The organism is Sorangium sp. So ce1014 (assembly GCF_051521505.1).
GTDB lineage: Bacteria > Myxococcota_A > Polyangia > Polyangiales > Polyangiaceae > Sorangium.
The window spans coordinates 1,298,445-1,314,129 of the sequence record NZ_CP150356.1 but is presented as its reverse complement, the minus strand read 5'-3'; the positions used below and the strand labels follow the sequence as shown (position 1 = coordinate 1,314,129).

2 protein-coding genes are annotated in these 15,685 nt (G+C 75.7%); both read right to left on the bottom strand.

The features are described from left to right. Nucleotides 1-110: 110 nt before the first annotated feature. The gene (locus tag WME75_RS04985) at nt 111-8,000 is read right to left on the bottom strand and encodes a beta-ketoacyl synthase N-terminal-like domain-containing protein (protein WP_437486956.1); all 7,890 of its coding nucleotides are present in this window, start codon (nt 7,998-8,000) and stop codon (nt 111-113) included. After that, on the bottom strand, nt 7,997-15,661 hold the full coding sequence (locus tag WME75_RS04980) for an SDR family NAD(P)-dependent oxidoreductase (RefSeq protein ID WP_437486954.1): 7,665 nt from the start codon (nt 15,659-15,661) through the stop codon (nt 7,997-7,999). Before WME75_RS04980 ends, WME75_RS04985 begins: the two co-directional genes overlap by 4 nt. Between the last annotated feature and the right edge of the window lie 24 nt (nt 15,662-15,685).

Sequence of the window (15,685 nt, the reverse complement as noted above, 5' to 3'; positions counted from 1 at the left end):
CCACCGGCTCGAGCGGAGCGCAGCGCCGGCCACCGTCGCCGTGGCGCTCGGCGATGAGAGGGTGTGGGCGGGCGATGAGAGGGTGTGGGCGCGGGGAGCGCCGCCCCGGCTCACCCCGCGAGCCGCCTGCCGAGGAGCCGCGCGGCGAGCGTCCGCAGCCAGTCCGCCCGCCGCGCGTCGGGCGGAACGAGCCGCCCCGTGCGCCCAGCCTCCAGGATCGCGGCCGTCTCCGGCGTCGGGTCGGCGCACGCCTCCAGCACCCGGAAGACCGTCGCGTCCTCGTGCGCGACGCCCGCCTCCGCCACCCAGGCGTCCACCGACGCCGCGAACGCCGGGTCGCCGGGGAACGGCTGCTCGACCTCGTTGCTCGGCCCAAGCCCGTTGATGCCGCTGATCACGAGGTCCTTGCGGTCCTTGTAGGTCAGCCCCGCGAGCTCCTCGGGGAGCAGCGGGCGGCCGATCCAGATGTCCTGCACGCCCATGCCCAGCGGGAACTCGAGCCGCGTCTCGAGCGGCTCGGGCGGCAGCGCGCCCGAGAAGCGCACGGGCACCACCGGGACGCCCACCGCGAGCGCCATGTCGATGAACGCGCCGCTCATCTTGCGCACCGGCGTGCGGCACTCGATCGACCGCGTGCCCTCGACGTGCACCATCACCCCCTTGCCAGAGCCCTGCATCTCGGCCCCGAGCTCCGCGATGATGGTCCCGAGCGACGCCCTGTCCTCGCGATCGAAGTACGTGATCACCTTCGGATCGCGCGCGCCCGGGTACGCAAAGCAGTGCGCGAGCATCGTGCCGAGCCACGTCGCCCGGTGCTCGGCCTTGGCCAGCGTGACGGTGGAGACCCCCGTGAGGCCCGAGACGGCGATGCCGAAGAGCAGCGACTCCACGGCGACCTGGTGGTTGCCGACGTAGAGCAGGCTCCGGCCCTTCACGGCGCGGAACGCCGCCGGATCGGCGATGTGCACCCGGCGGATGAACCGCTCGATGAGGCCGAAGTACAGGTCCTCCGCGGGCCACCGGCCGAGGCCCATGGCCGCGCCCCAGTAGCGACGCACAGGCTCGATGTCGATCACCGGCGGGCCGGCGTCGCGGACCACGACCTCGGAGCCCTCGCGCGCCACCGCGAACGGCCAGCGCGTCAGCGGCTGCGCCGAGGAGACGCCGCCGAGGGAGACCGTCGACGGGTGCACGCCGGCGCGCCGCGCGACGTGATCCTTCACGGCCGCCGCCTCGACGAGATCGCCCGACGCGGCGTACAGGTGCGCCACCGTGCCCGGCATCCAGTCCATCGTGCGCACGTCGGCCGGACCGCAGCGCGCCTCGCCCGACGCCGCGTCGACGCGCGAGACGGCGAGGTCGACCGGGGCGCGGTCGCGCAGGAACGCCCGGCGGATCCCGGGCGGCGCGCCGCCGACAGATCCCTGCGGGAGCAGCACCTCGACGAGGCGGAGCTCCAGCCAGACGCGCTCCCCGGCGGCCGTGCCGGCCCCCGCGATGGCCTGCACCCGGAACGAGACGAAGCGATCCTCGCGGCCCTCGTAGCGCACCTCGATGCGCACGGGCGCGTCGGGCGACGGCCCGAACAGGCGGAGCGACGGGATGCGCGACGGGAACGCGATGTGGGCGGGAGGGCTCTCCGGATCCCACAGGAACAGCCGGTCGTGCGGGATGGCGTGGGTCAGCGCGTCGAGCATGCCCTGGTGCAGCGCCCCGGGAGGCACCGAGCCCTTGCCAGGATCGAGCACCGCCGAGGCGCCGCGCGCGCCGAGCCGCAGCGAGGTCAGGTACCGGAACGCCGCGCCGTGGAACAGCGTGCCCACCGCGTAGGGATCGTCGGCCTCCGGCGCGTCGAGCGCCGGCTCCGGCGCGGGGGCGGGCGGGTACGCGCCGGCCACCCGCACGCGGCCGGTGCACACCGGCTCGAACCGCGAGAGCGCCGGGTTCGAGGCCTCGCGCCACGCGAGGAGCCGCACGTCGAGGACATCGCCGGAGCCGGTGGCCTCGGCCTTGACGCGCACCGGCCCCGGCACGGGCAGCCAGCGGAGCACCACGACGTCCTCCACGGCCACGACCACGCTCCCCGGGCGCGCCCGCAAGGCGGCGCCGGCCAGCCGGTCGACCATGCTCATGCCGGGGAGCGCCGGGAGCGTCCAGGTGGGGCAGTGGTCCGCCACCCAGCCGGCCGGATCCAGCACCTCCTCGGCGTCCTCGGCCTCCGGCGACGGGGCGGCCCGCCCCGCGGGCTGCTGCTGGAGGCGAGGGCCCTGGCTCCGGAGCGCGGCGCCAGGGAGCGAGGCGAGGTGGCGCGCGTTCCCGCGGACGTCGAAGCCGACGTCGCGCCGCGCGCGGGGCGGCGGAGCGCCGTCGACGATCCGCACGCCGAGCGTCGCGCCGTAGATGCGGAGGCCGTCCACCCAGAGGTAGGACTCGGCGATGACGAAGGGCCCGCGGTCGTCGCGGCCGACCTCGAGGATGTCGGTCTCGACCGTCACCCGCCGGCTGCTCGGCAGCACCTGGCCGCGGTAGCGCCAGGAGTGCTCGTGCCCCGTCATCACCGGCTCGAACCGCGGGTCGGCGAGGCCCGCGTGGAGGTCGTGGTGCAGCATCCAGAACTGGATCGTCTGCAGCATCGCCTCGATGCCGAGCGAGCCGGGCTGCACCGGATCGCCCAGGAAATGGGCCTTGAAGAACCACTCCGAGGCCTGGACGTCCCGCTGCGCGCGCAGCCGGCCGAGCCCCTTCCGGCCGCCGGTTGGCCACAGGCCATCGACGCGGTCGATCATCAGCAGAGACGGCCGCGCGAGCCCGAGCTTGTCCCCGCAGTAACGCGCGGGGCGCTCGCGGAGATCGACCTCGAAATCGGACGGCGCCTCCAGCGCGGCGAGCTCCTCGGGCTTCGGCGGGATGCCGATCTGCGTCGCGAGCGCGGCCTTCGGGAAGAAGCCGAACACCGTGTCGAGGTCGTACACCGGGGCGCCGCCGAGGCTGCACTCGACCCGGAACGCCAGGATGATCATGCCGCCCGACCGCGAGAGGTTCGTGAGCCGCGACGTCGTGCGCAGCGCGCCGCCGGCCGGCGCCGGCAGGACCTCGCCGCGCAGCGTGCCCTTGCCGTCGAGGTTGCGGAAGTACAGCGCGCCCTCGCTCGAGAGCGCGCAGCCGGCGTAGCTCGCGAGCCAGCCGCACGTCTGGAGCGCGGCCTCGAGCACCACCGCGAACGGCATGGTGAGGCTCGCGTTCTCGTCGAAGTACCAGGCGTCCTCCGGGACGTCGTACTCGACCTCGACCTTCGCGCCGGCCTTCATCGCGGCCATGGGGCTCGAGACCGAGAGGACCCGGCTCATGAAGTGGTACGGCGGCCCCGGGAGCCGGGCGACGTGCCGGCCCTCGTCGAACCTGCGGTAGAGCGGGCCGAAGGCGTCCGACGGCCTGCCCCAGGCGCACGAGAGCAGGCTCCGGTAGTCGAACGGGAAGCCACCGGCGTCCGCGCCGTCAGGGCCGGCGCCGTCGGGCGGCGGCGCGCCGAGCTCGGACCAGGGGACCCGCGCGACCGGCTTCGGCTCGACGTGGCCGTCGAGGAGCTCGGGGGCGCTCGAGAGCGGCCAGTCCGGGCTCAGGCGCAGGCCCACGCGGCGGGCATGGAACGCCTTGAGGCCGTCGACCGTGCACAGGAAGTCGGCGAACACCGTCGGGTGCGGGCCGTCGTGGACCTCCTCGATGAACACCTCGTACGTGAGCAGCCGGCTCGTCGGGACGACCTGGCCGCGGCAGCGGAGCAGGTAGGGGATCTCCGGCACCGGCTCGAAGCGGAAGCCGTCCGCGTCCACCGTGAAGCCCATCGCCGCCATGGCGAACGCGAGCGCCTGCAGGCAGCCCTCGAACATGAGCGTGCCCGGCATGCACGGGTCGTCCTTGAAGTGGCCCTCGAAGTACCAGCCGTCCTTCGTGATCGGCAGCGTGGCCCTGAGATAACCGCGCTTCCACGGGCCGCCCGCGGGATCGAACACGTCGACGCGTTCGAAGAACAGCATGGGCGGCGCGCTGATCCGCGGCGTCCTGACGTGGGTGCGCAGGCGCTCGAAGCCGGGGCCGAACGCCGCCGCGCCGTCGCCGGCCGCGAACGCAACGAGGTCGGCCCGGTCGAACGCGGACTTCTGGCAGGCGATCCGCGGCGGATCGAGGCGGGCGGTCGCCGCGTGCTCGGCGGTGTCGGCGTCCCAGAGGACGCCGCCGGAGCTCGCGAGCTCCTCGTCGGTGAAGAAGCCGGCCTGGCCCTTGCGCGTCTTCAGCCGCAGCTCGCCGCCGATGCGACAGTCGTAGTGGAAGAAGAACAGGCGGACGTCGCCGTGCTTCGCGTGCCCGTCGACGTGGATGTCGTAGACGAGCGTGTCGCCCGGGCGCGGCAGGCCGCCGTAGAAGGTGAGCTCGCAGCCGAGCAGCCGGTAGACGCGCTCGCCCTTGTTCTCGAAGTCGGCGCCGAGCCAGCTGATGAGCAGCAGGTCGGCCTGGCCGCTCTCGATCATGATGCCGGCCGGCATCGCGCCGTCGTGCAGGTACCAGGAGTCCCACCGGACGTCGGTCTCGGTCCACATCGTGCCGAGCTTCATCGAGCCGGGCTCGGCCTCGATCCCGGTGACCCGGTCGGCGAGCAGCAGCGGCGGCATCGGCATGCGCACCTGGCGGCGATAGCCGTCCTGCCGGGCGAAGAGCGGGCCGAACACGTCGGAGATCCGGCCCGAGGCGAGGCGCTCGAGCTGCTCGCGGCTGAACCGGGGGCCCAGCGGCGCGAGGGCAGCCGCGGCGGGGCGCGGCGAAGGCTGCGGCGCGGCGGCGGGGCGCGGCGAAGCTTGCGGCGCGGCGGCGGGGCGCGACGGCTCCGCCGGGCGCGGCGACTCGGCGCGGGTCGGGCGCGGCGTGTCCACCGGCCGCGGCGGAGGTTGCGGCGCAGCGGTGGGGCGCGGCGATTCCACGGGGCGCAGCGCCTCGATCGGTCGCGGCGACTCGACGCGGGTCGGGCGCGGCGACTCGACGGGGCGCGGCGACTCGGCGCGGACCGGGGCGACGCGGGAGACCTGCGCCGAGGCCAGCGCAGGCACCACCGCGGCCACGCCCGACGACGCCTGGACGAGCGAGTCCAGCGCGCGCTGCCGCATCTGCAGGAACCGGCGGTGGACCTGGGCCTGCTGCTCTGCCCACTCCCTGTGGATCTGCGCCAGCTGAACGGTGAACGCCGCCGCACCGGCGATCACGTCGCCCGGAATGTCCACGGCTCCGGCCTCGACGAGCTCCGGCGCGATCGGCAGCGGCTCGCTCGGGAGGACCATGGCCGCGGCCTCGACGAGCGCCGGCCCGACCGGCAACGGCTCGATCGGGAGGTGGGCGGCAGGGGCCCCGACGAGCGCCGGCCCGACCGGCCGCGGCTCGTCCCAGGACGGCAGCGGCGGCGCGTCGGCGGCAGAGAAACCCGTGGGCCCGGGGTACAGCGGCGGCAGGTCGTCGAGAGCGGACGGCAGAGGCGGCGCAGGTTCCATGGAGTCTCCAGAGGATGAGCAGGACGCCGCGCCGGGTACGACGATCGCCGGCGGGTGGGCGGGGAGCGTGAGCACCGGGCCCTCCGCCGATCGTGGCGGCGGGAGCGGCGCGGCCGGACCGCCGGCCCCGATGCGGACCGACAGCGAGCCCCCGCCGAGGCCGGCGCAGCGGACCTCGGCGACGCGGACGTCGTCGGTCCACGGCGTGCCGTCGGGCTTCCGGGCATGACGGCAGGCGAGCACCGCGGCGGCGACATGCAGCAGGCCGGAGGCGGCGTGCGCATGGCCGAACCGCGGCGCGAGATCCGTGGCCGACAGCACGAGCCCGGGGTCGGCCGGCTCGTCCACGACCACGGCCAGGACCGGGTGCCGCTGTCGAACGGCGTCGTCGAGCCGCTCGAGCACAAGGACGACCGCGGCGTCGCCGGGAGGCAGGTGAACGCCGAGCGCCTCGAGCGCGGCCACGTGGGCGGGCTCGCACGAGAGGTCCACGGCGCCGACGATCGCGGCGTCCACGGTGCCGGCGCGCAGGGCGCGGGACGCGACGCGCAGCGCCCAGGGCCCGGAGAGCTCCTCGGCCGCGATCGTGAACGACGGTCCGCCGACGTCGAGCTGGCTGTTCAGCCGGTTCGCCGGGATGTTCGGCATGTTCCCGACGACCCCCGCCGCCTGGAGCGCAGGGATGATCGAATCCCGCAGCGCGCCGACGTCGACCGACGGGCCGAGCCGCGCCGGCGCCGTCTCGGCGACCCGCCAGCGCGTCATGTACCGGCACACCTCGGTGTCGGCGCCCATGCCGATGAGCACGGCGGTGCGGTCGCGCGGCAGCGCGAGCCCCTCGGTCGCCTCGATCGCCGCCTCGAGCAGCAGCGTCTGCTGGGCGAGCGCCTGCTGCAGATCGCGCGGCGGGAACCGGAGGCGATCCGCGGGCAGCGCGACGGTCGCGCGGCGAGGATCCGCGCCGCCGCCCGAGAGGAGCGGCTCGGCGAACGCCCGGACGCCGCGGAGCTCACCGACGCACAGGCCCATCGCCACAACGGCCAGGTGACCCGCCGGGGCGGGGGGCGCGGCCGGGTGCGACGCGGCGTGCGTGGCGTGAGCGGCCTGTCCCTTCGGCGAGGCGGGCTCGTACGCCTCCACGAGGAGATGGGCGTTGTTCCCGCCGAACCCGAACGCCGACAGGCCCGCGAGCCGCCGGCCCTCCCACGGCTCGGCCCGCTGCAGCACCCGGAACGGGCTCGCGGCCACCGGGTCGCTCAGCGGATCGGCGTGCAACGTGGGCGGCCGGACCCCCGCCGCCATGGCGCCGAGCAGCTTGAGGAGCCCGGCCGCGCCGGCGGTCGTGACGAGGTGACCGAGGTTCGACTTGAGCGAGCCGAGCGGGACCTCGCGGGGGCCGAACACCTCGGTGAGGGTCGCGATCTCGGTCGCGTCGCCGAGGGGGGTGCCCGTCGCGTGGCACTCGAGCAGCGAGACCTCGCCGGGATCGAGGCCGGCCATGGCGTACGCGGCCCGCATCGCGCGCAGCTGGCCCTCGACCGCCGGCGCGAGCAGGCCGCGGCCGCGGCCGTCGTTCGACAGGCCGACCCCGCGGATCACGCCCAGGATGGGCCTGCGCGCGGCCTCCGCGTCGGCCAGGCGCTCGAGGACCACGAACGCCGCGCCCTCCGCCGGGACCAGGCCGTCGGCCTCCGACGAGAACGGGCGGCTGCGCCCGGTGCGGCTCATGGCCGACAGCGCGCAGAACCCGATGTGCATGAAGAGATCGTCCGACCGGCACACCGCGCCGGCGAGCATCCGGTCGGCCTCGCGGTCCTGCAGGCGCTCGCAGGCGAGCGCGATCGCGTAGAGCGACGACGCGCACGCGGCGTCGAGCGCGAACGCCCCGGCCCCGAGGCCGAGCGCGTCGGCGAGCAGGTGGGCAGGCAGCCCCGACATGAACCGGTTGCGCGGATCGGGCCGCGCGACGCCGGCGAGATCGCCGAGCCACGTCGACTCGCACCACGCCGACATCGCCGACGAGGGGAACGAGAGGTTCCCGACCACCGCGCCCGCGCGATCGGACCGGCCCTCGTGGCCCGCCTCGCGCAGCGCCTCGCGGCCCGCGTAGAGCACCCACTGGAAGAGCGGGTCGAGCGCGAGCAGGGACTCGGGCGGACCGCTGCGCCGCGGGAACGGGTCCCCGGCCAGCACGCGGCGGAAGTGCTCGTCGAACTCGGTGACGTAGCCGCCGCGGTCGCTCCACGCGCGGTCCTTCACGTCGCGCACGTCGCGCGCGCCGCCGGCGAGCGCAACGTGCGCGAGCGCGCGCTCGCGCGACAGGCGCCAGCGGCCGTCGGGGGCGCCGGACACGAGGTCCCTGCCGGCGAGCACGTTGTCCCACAGGGCCGCGGGGTGGAGCGCGCCCGGCAGGACGCACCCGCGGCCGACGATGGCGATGGGCTCGAACACGGTGGCCTCGATCACGCCTGGCCGCGCGCCGTGTCGGGGCGGAGCACGAACTGCACGTCGCGCAGCTCGGCGACGAGCGTGCCCTCGTTGTCGACGAACGCGATGTCCGCCTTGGTACGGTCGCGGGCCACGATCTGCCCGCGCACCACCGCGCGCAGCGGGCCGTCGGACGGCCCCTCGGCGAAGGTGTGCAGCGCGCCCACGGACATCGGGAGCGCCGCGCCGCCGAGCACGTGCTGCGTCCACAGCGTCGCGAGCTGCAGCCCGCCGTCGAGCGCCGCCGGGTCGGTCTTCCACGGCTGGGACACCCAGCCGGCCTCGCGCAGGCCCACGACCGTCCCCACGATCCCCTCGCGGCTCACGCCGTCGAGCTGCCGGATCACCTGGAAGTCGTGGCCGTGGAAGAGCGTGCGGCCGTCGTACAGGTCGCCGCCGGGCCACGGGCCGAGCGACGGCAGGGCCGGGCCCTTCGGGGCCACGCGCCCCTCGGCCTGCCCCATCTCGATGGTCGCCGCGTAGTGCAGCGCCCCCTGGGGCCCGCGCAGCTCCGCCGCGAGCACCGCGCCTTCGCCGTTGCTCACCTCGCGGCAGTCGACGCGGAACACCTCGCCGCCCGAATCGTACGCCGTGAGCTTGATCCCGCGCAGCACCCGCACGTCGCGGAGCTCGGTCACGACGAGATCCGGCCGGCACGCGCGCGCGGCGCGGGCGAACCACTCGAGGGCGATCACCACCGGCACGACGGGGACGCCGTTGATGGCGTGATCGCCGAGGTAGGGGTGCGTCGCGCGGTCGGCGCGGACGGCCAGCGCGACCCTCCGGCCAGGCTCGGGGGCCGCGAGCGTCGCCGGCTCGGCGCCGAGCACGAGCTCGACCGCGCCGGGCGAAGCGGAGCCCGGCCCGCTCGCGCCGCGGTCGCCCGAGCCGTCGCAGAGCTCGTCGAGCAGCATCTTCGCGCCGGCGGCGAGCGGGATGAGCGGCACGCCGAGCTGCGCGAAGTGCGCCTCGAGCGCCGCGTTCACCATGCCGCCCTGCCAGGGTCCCCAGCCGAGCGACTTCACGCGGCAGCCCGGGCGGCGGGCGGCCTCGGCGGCGGCGACCTTGTTCAGGACCTCGTTCGCCATCGCGTAGTCGCACTGCCCCTTGTTGCCGGTGCGCGCCGCGATCGAGCTGAAGAGGACGATCGCCTTGAGCGGGTCGCCCGCTGTCGCGCCGAGCAGGGCCCGGAGGCCGTCGACCTTGGTGCTGAACACGCGGTCGAACTGCTCGACCGTCTTCTCGGCGACGAGCTTGTCGGCGAGCACGCCCGCGCCGTGGACGATGGCGGTGACCGGGCCGAAGGCGCGGCGCACCTGGTCGAGCGCCGCGGCCACGGCGCGCGCGTCGTTCACGTCGGCGGGGACGTAGAGGGCCTCGCCGCCGGCCGCGCGGATCGCGTCGAGCGTCGCGCGGACCTCGCGGTTGGCGAGGATCTTCGCGACCTGGCGGCCGATCTCCGCCGGCGTCGCCTTCTGGCCCGCGGAGGACGCGGCCTTGACGAGCGCCGCCTTGAGCGCGGCCTCGCCGTCGGCGCCGCGGCACGCGACCGGGTCGTCCTCGATCGCGGTGCGGCCGAGCAGCGCGAACCTCGCGCGGCTGGCCCTGGCGAGCGCGATCAGCGTCGCCGCGGTGACGCCGCGGGCGCCGCCGCTCGCCACGACCACGTCGGACGGCCCGAGGGGGAGCGGCCCGGGCTGCGCGTCCTGCCGGACGCTGCGCGGCGTGGTGCGCCGGCCGTCCGCGCGCAGGCCGATCTCGAGCTCGACGCCGCCGGACAGGAGCTCCGCGACGAGGGCGTCGGCGAGCTCGGCGGCGGGCCGGCCGTCGCGCTCGATGTCGATCGCGCGGCAGGACGCCTCGGGCCACTCCATCGCCGCGGTCTTCACGAGGCCTGGCAGCCCGCCCACCCAGGCGCGGTCCGAGCCGGCGACGCCGAAGTCGCCGCCGGTGTCCTGGACCGTGACGAACAGGGCCGGCTTCGCCGCGATCGCCTGGGCCGCGAGGAACGCCTCGCGGTGGACGGCGAGCGTCTCGTCGGCCGTGGCGAGGTCGCGCAGGCCGCCGAGGAACACGGCGCCGCGGGCGCCGCGGGGCACGGCGGCGGCGTGCTCGGCGGCGATCCCGCGGGCCGCGAGGGCGGCGACGAGCGCGGGGCCGAGCGTGTCGTGGCCGGTCACCACCACGGTGCCGGCGTCGAAGAGGCCGGGCATCGCCAGACCGGCGGCGGGCGCGGGCGCCTCGACGAGCGTCCACCGGCCGAGCTGCGCGGCGGCCGGCGCCTCGGCGGCCGTCGCCGGGGCGTCGCCGGCGGCGGAGCCGAGGCTCGCGCGGAGGTGGTCGACGACCTGCCCGAGCGTGCGCAGCTGCGCCAGCGCCGCGGCGTCGACCTCCGACAGCCCGGGCGTGCGATCCCGCACCGCCGACAGGATCTCCACCCGCTTGATGCTGTCGATCCCGAGATCGCTCTCCAGCTCCATCTGCAGCCCGAGCATCTCGGCCGGGTAGCCTGTCGTCTCGGCGACGACCGCCATCACGACCCGCTCGACCTCGGCCGCCGCGGGCGCCGCGGCGGAAGCTCCGGCCGGCGCGGCTGCGGGCGCCGCGGCGGAAGCTCTGGCCGGCGCGGCTGCGGGCAGCGAGGCGCGGAGGTGGTCGACCACCTGGCCGAGCGTGCGCAGCTGCGCCAGCGCCGCGGCGTCGACCTCCGACAGCCCGGGCGTGCGATCCCGCACCGCCGACAGGATCTCCACCCGCTTGATGCTGTCGATCCCGAGATCGCTCTCCAGCTCCATCTGCAGCCCGAGCATCTCGGCCGGGTAGCCTGTCGTCTCGGCGACGACCGCCATCACGACCCGCTCGACGTCGGATGCCGCGGGCGCCGCCGCGGCGGGAGCGACGACCGGCGTGGCCGCAGGGGCGGCGACAGCCGGCCTGGCGGCGGCCGCCGGCGCCCCGGCGGGCAGCGAGGCGCGGAGGTGGTCGACCACCTGGCCGAGCGTGCGCAGCTGCGCCAGCGCCGCGGCGTCGACCTCCGACAGCCCGGGCGTGCGATCCCGCACCGCCGACAGGATCTCCACCCGCTTGATGCTGTCGATCCCGAGGTCGCTCTCCAGCTCCATCTGCAGCCCGAGCATCTCGGCCGGGTAGCCTGTCGTCTCGGCGACGACCGCCATCACGATCCGCTCGACCTCGGCCGCCGCGGGCGCCGCAGCGCCGGCGGATGCCGTTGCCGAGACGGGAGCGACGGCATCCGGCCTGGCGCTGGCCGCCGGCGCGGCGGCGGGCAGCGAGGCGCGGAGATGGTCGACGACCTGGCCGAGCGTGCGCAGCTGCGCCAGCGCCGAGGCGTCGACCTCCGACAGCCCGGGCGTGCGATCCCGCACCGCCGACAGGATCTCCACCCGCTTGATGCTGTCGATCCCGAGATCGCTCTCCAGCTCCATCTGCAGCCCGAGCATCTCGGCCGGGTAGCCTGTCGTCTCGGCGACGACCGCCATCACGATCCGCTCGACCTCGGCCGCCGCGGGCGCCGCGGCGCCAGCGCCCGCCGGCGCTGCGGCTGCGGGCGCCTTTGCGGCGGCGGGAGCAGCCACAGCCGGCCTGGCGCCGGCCGCCGGTGCGGCGGCGGGCATCGAAGCGCGGAGGTGGTCGACGACCTGCCCGAGCGTGCGCAGCTGCGCCAGCGCCGAGGCGTCGACCTCCGACAGCCCGGGCGTCCGGTCCCGGACCGAGGACAGGATCTCCACCCGCTTGATGCTGTCGATCCCGAGATCGCTCTCCAGCTCCATCTGCATCCCGAGCATGGGGACGGGGTATCCCGTCTTGTCGGCGACCACCTCGAGGACCATCCGCTCGAGATCGACGCCCGGCGCGGCGGCGACGGCCGCCTTCGCTGCCACGGCCGGCGCCGCGGGCGCGGGCGTCGCGACCGCCGCCTTCGCTGTCACGGCCGGCGCCGCGGGCGCGGGCGTCGCGACCGCCGCCTTCGCTGTCACGGCCGGCGCCGCGGGCGTCGCGACCGCCGCCTTTGCTGCCGCGACGGGCGCCGCGGACGCCAGCACTGCGACCGCCGCGTGATGCTGCCCGCCTGTGCCGTTCAGGCCGTCATGGATCGCGCTGCCTCTGCCCCCGCCGTTGTGCAGGGCCTGCGCCGCTGCGGGCCCCAGCGCCGCCTCCGAGACCGGCCCTCGATGCACCGGCGCGAGGAGCGCAGGCGCAGGCCACGCCTCGGGCGCCACCGTGGCAGCGACCGGGTACGAAGCGCCGGTCGCGAGCGCGGCGAGCCCTGCGAAGGAGGCCTCGGCCGCCTGCAGGAAGGCGATGTGGGTCTCGGCCATCGTGCGCTGGTACACGCTGTGGGCTTCTGCCGTGGCGCGCTGCGCCTCCTGGTAAGCGGCGAGCCACGACGCGCTCGCCACGGGCACCGACGCGCTCACGGCCGGCCGCGATGCGCGCACTGCCGGCGCCGACGTGCTCACTGCGGGCACCGACGCGCTCACTGCGGGCTCCGACGCGCGCACTGCGGGCTCCGGCGCGCGCACTGCGGGCTCCGGCGCGCGCACTGCGGGCTCCGGCGCGCGCACTGCGGGCTCCGGCGCGCGCACCACCGCGGCCGGCGCGCGCACTGCGGGCTCCGGCGCGCGCACCACCGCGGCCGACGCGCGCACTACGGGCTCCGGCGCGCTCACTGCCGGCGCCGACGCGCCCACGCTCCTCGGCCCCGACGCGCTCCCCGCCGGCCCCGACGCGCTCGCTACCGCCGCCCGCGCCGTCTCTTGCGCCGGCCGCCCAGCGCTCGCCTTCGGCAGCTCCTTCGCCCCGCCCTGCGGCGGGTACGGCTTGCCGTAGTTGCTGCCGTTGATCGGCAGCGCCAGCTTCGGCTTCGGCAGCGCCCGCGGGTCCACCGGCGCCGCGAACCCGTCCCAGAGGACCCGCGTGTCCAGCGGCACCCCGGCCACGGCGAGCCGCGCCACCGCCTCGAACAGGCTCGTCACGCCGTGCTTGCCCTTGCGGTCGAGCGCCACGGCGCGGTGCGGCCGCCCGCTCAGGATGTCGCCGACGAGGTTCGTGAGCACCGAGCCCGGCCCGACCTCCACGAACGTGCGCACCCCGGCCGCGTACATCCGCTCGATCTCCTCCACGAACCGCACCGGCTCGGCGAGCTGCCGCGCCAGCCGATCGCGCACCGCGTCGCCGTCGCCCGGGTAGGGCTCGACCTCCGCGTTGCTGTACACGGGCGCCCCCGGCGCCTGCACCGCGATGCCCGCCAGGAACTCGCGGAACGGCGCGCTCGCCTCCGCCACGAGCGGCGAGTGGAACGCCGCGGCCACGTCGAGGCGCCGCGCCTGGATCCCCATGCCCGAGAGCCGCTTCTCCGCCGCCTCGATCGCCGCGACCGAGCCCGACAGGACCACCTGCTTCGGGCCGTTGTGGTTCGCGACCACCACGTCGCCGAGGCCGATCGCCCGCACCTCGTCGATCGCCCGCGGCACCGCGATCATCGCGCCCCGCTCGGACGACGCCGCGCCCATCAGCTCGCCGCGCCGCCGGGCGACGCGCAGGAGGTCCGCCGCGGACAGCGCGCCGGCCGCGTGCAGCGCCGCGATCTCGCCGAAGCTGTGGCCCGCGAGCGCGTCCGCACGCACCCCGAGCGCCCCGAGCAGCGCGAGGTGCGCGAGGCTCGTCGCGCCGATCGCGGGCTGCGCCCACCGCGTCTCGCGGAGCCGCGCCTCCTGCGCCGCGCGGTCCTCGTCCGAGAACACCGGCCGCGGGAACACCACCTCGTGCAGCGGCGCGTCCGCGATCGACACGCCCGCCACCGCGTCCCAGGCCTCGCGGGCCGCGTCGAACGTCAGCAGCACGTCGGCGCCCATCGCGAGGTACTGGCTCCCCTGCCCCGGGAACAGGAACGCCACCTGCCCCGGCGCCTCCCCGCTCGCGTAGTGCACGAGCGGCGCGGCGAGCGCCTGCTCGGGCTTCGCCCCGAGGTGCGCCGCGACCTGCTCCAGCTTCTTCCGGAGATCCGCCTCGTCCGTGGCGCACAGCCCGAGCCGCGCGGGCCGCGACGCGTCGAACGAGAGCACCGACTCCCGCGCCAGGAAGCGCAGGCTCTCGGGCGTCTCCGCCGCCTTCGCCAGCGCCCGGACGCGGTCCGCGAGCGCCGCCGGCGTGTCCGCCGACAGGAGGACGAGCTCCGCCGGCGAAGACCGCACCCGCCACGCCCGCGGCGCCGGGCCCGTGTACTCCTCCAGCGCCACGTGGAAGTTCGAGCCGCCGAAGCCGAACGAGCTCACCGACGCCCGCCGCGGGTGGTCGCCCGCGCGGATCCACGGCCGCGCCTCGGTGTTGAGATAGAAAGGAGTCTTTTCGATCTCGAGCTTGGGGTTCGGCTTGTCGATCTTGATGGTCGGCGGGAGCACCTTGTGGTGCAGCGCCATGATCGCCTTGAACAGGCCCGCCGCGCCGGCGGCCGCCTTGGTGTGGCCGATCTGCGACTTCACGCTGCCGAGCGCGCACCACTGCCGATCGGCGCGCCCCGACTCGTCGAACATCGCGCGCAGGCCCTCGAACTCGGCCGCGTCGCCGGCCTTCGTCCCGGTGCCGTGGGCCTCCACGAGCTCCACGGTCTCGGCGCCGTACCCGGCGGCGGCGTAGGTGCGGCGCAGCGCCTTGGCCTGCCCTTCCGGCACCGGCGCGTACACGCTCTTGCTCCGCCCGTCCGAGGACGAGCCGATCCCGCGGATCACCGCGTACACCCGGTCCCCGTCGCGCTCGGCGTCGTCGAGCCGCTTGAGCGCCACCATCCCGATGCCCTCGCCGAGCAGCGTGCCGTCGGACTTGTCCGAGAAGGGGCGGCAGTCGCCCGACTTCGACAGGGCCGGCGTCTTGCTGAAGCACATGTACATGAAGGCGTCGTTCATCGTGTCGCAGCCGCCCGCGATCACGAGATCGGACTGGCCGAGCGCGAGCTCGTTCATCGCCATCGACATCGCCGACAGCGACGACGCGCACGCCGCGTCGGTCACGCAGTTCGTCCCGCCGAGGTCGAGCCGGTTCGCGATGCGCCCGGCCACGACGTTGCCGAGCAGGCCCGGAAAGCTCGACTCCTGCCAGGGCACGTAGCTGCCCGCGATCCTGTCGCAGGCGCGCTTCACCTCGTCCTCCGGATACCCGAGGTCCCGGAGCGCCCTCGCCCAGACCGGCCGCTGGATCCGGCTCACCATCGAGGCGAGGAGCTCCTGCGCCGAGGTGACGCCGAGGATCACGCTCATCCGCTCGCGGCTCATCGACTCGAACTGCCCCTGCGCCGCGTCCTCCAGCACCCGCTTCGCCACGATCAGCGCGAGCAGCTGCGTCGTGTCCGTGGCCGGCACGATCGAGGGCGGCACGCCCCACTCGAGCGGATCGAACGGCACGTCCCTCAGGAAGGCGCCGCGCTTCGCGTACGTCTTGTCCGGGGCGGACGGATCGGGATCGTAGTAGTCCTCGATCAGCCAGTGGGTGCTCGGGACGTCCGTGATGAGGTCGGTTCCAGCGAGGATGTCGCGCCAGAAGCCGTGAGCGTCGAGCGAGCCCGGGAAGATGGCGCTCACACCGACGACAGCGATGGGCGGAATACGCGAGGACGAAGGGTGCATGACGGACCTCAGCAGGGGATCAGG

Bases quoted from the DNA above. Each gene is read 5' to 3' on its own strand.
- WME75_RS04980 (WP_437486954.1), bottom strand. From the start codon at position 15,661: ATGCACCCTTCGTCCTCGCGTATTCCGCCCATCGCTGTCGTCGGTGTG.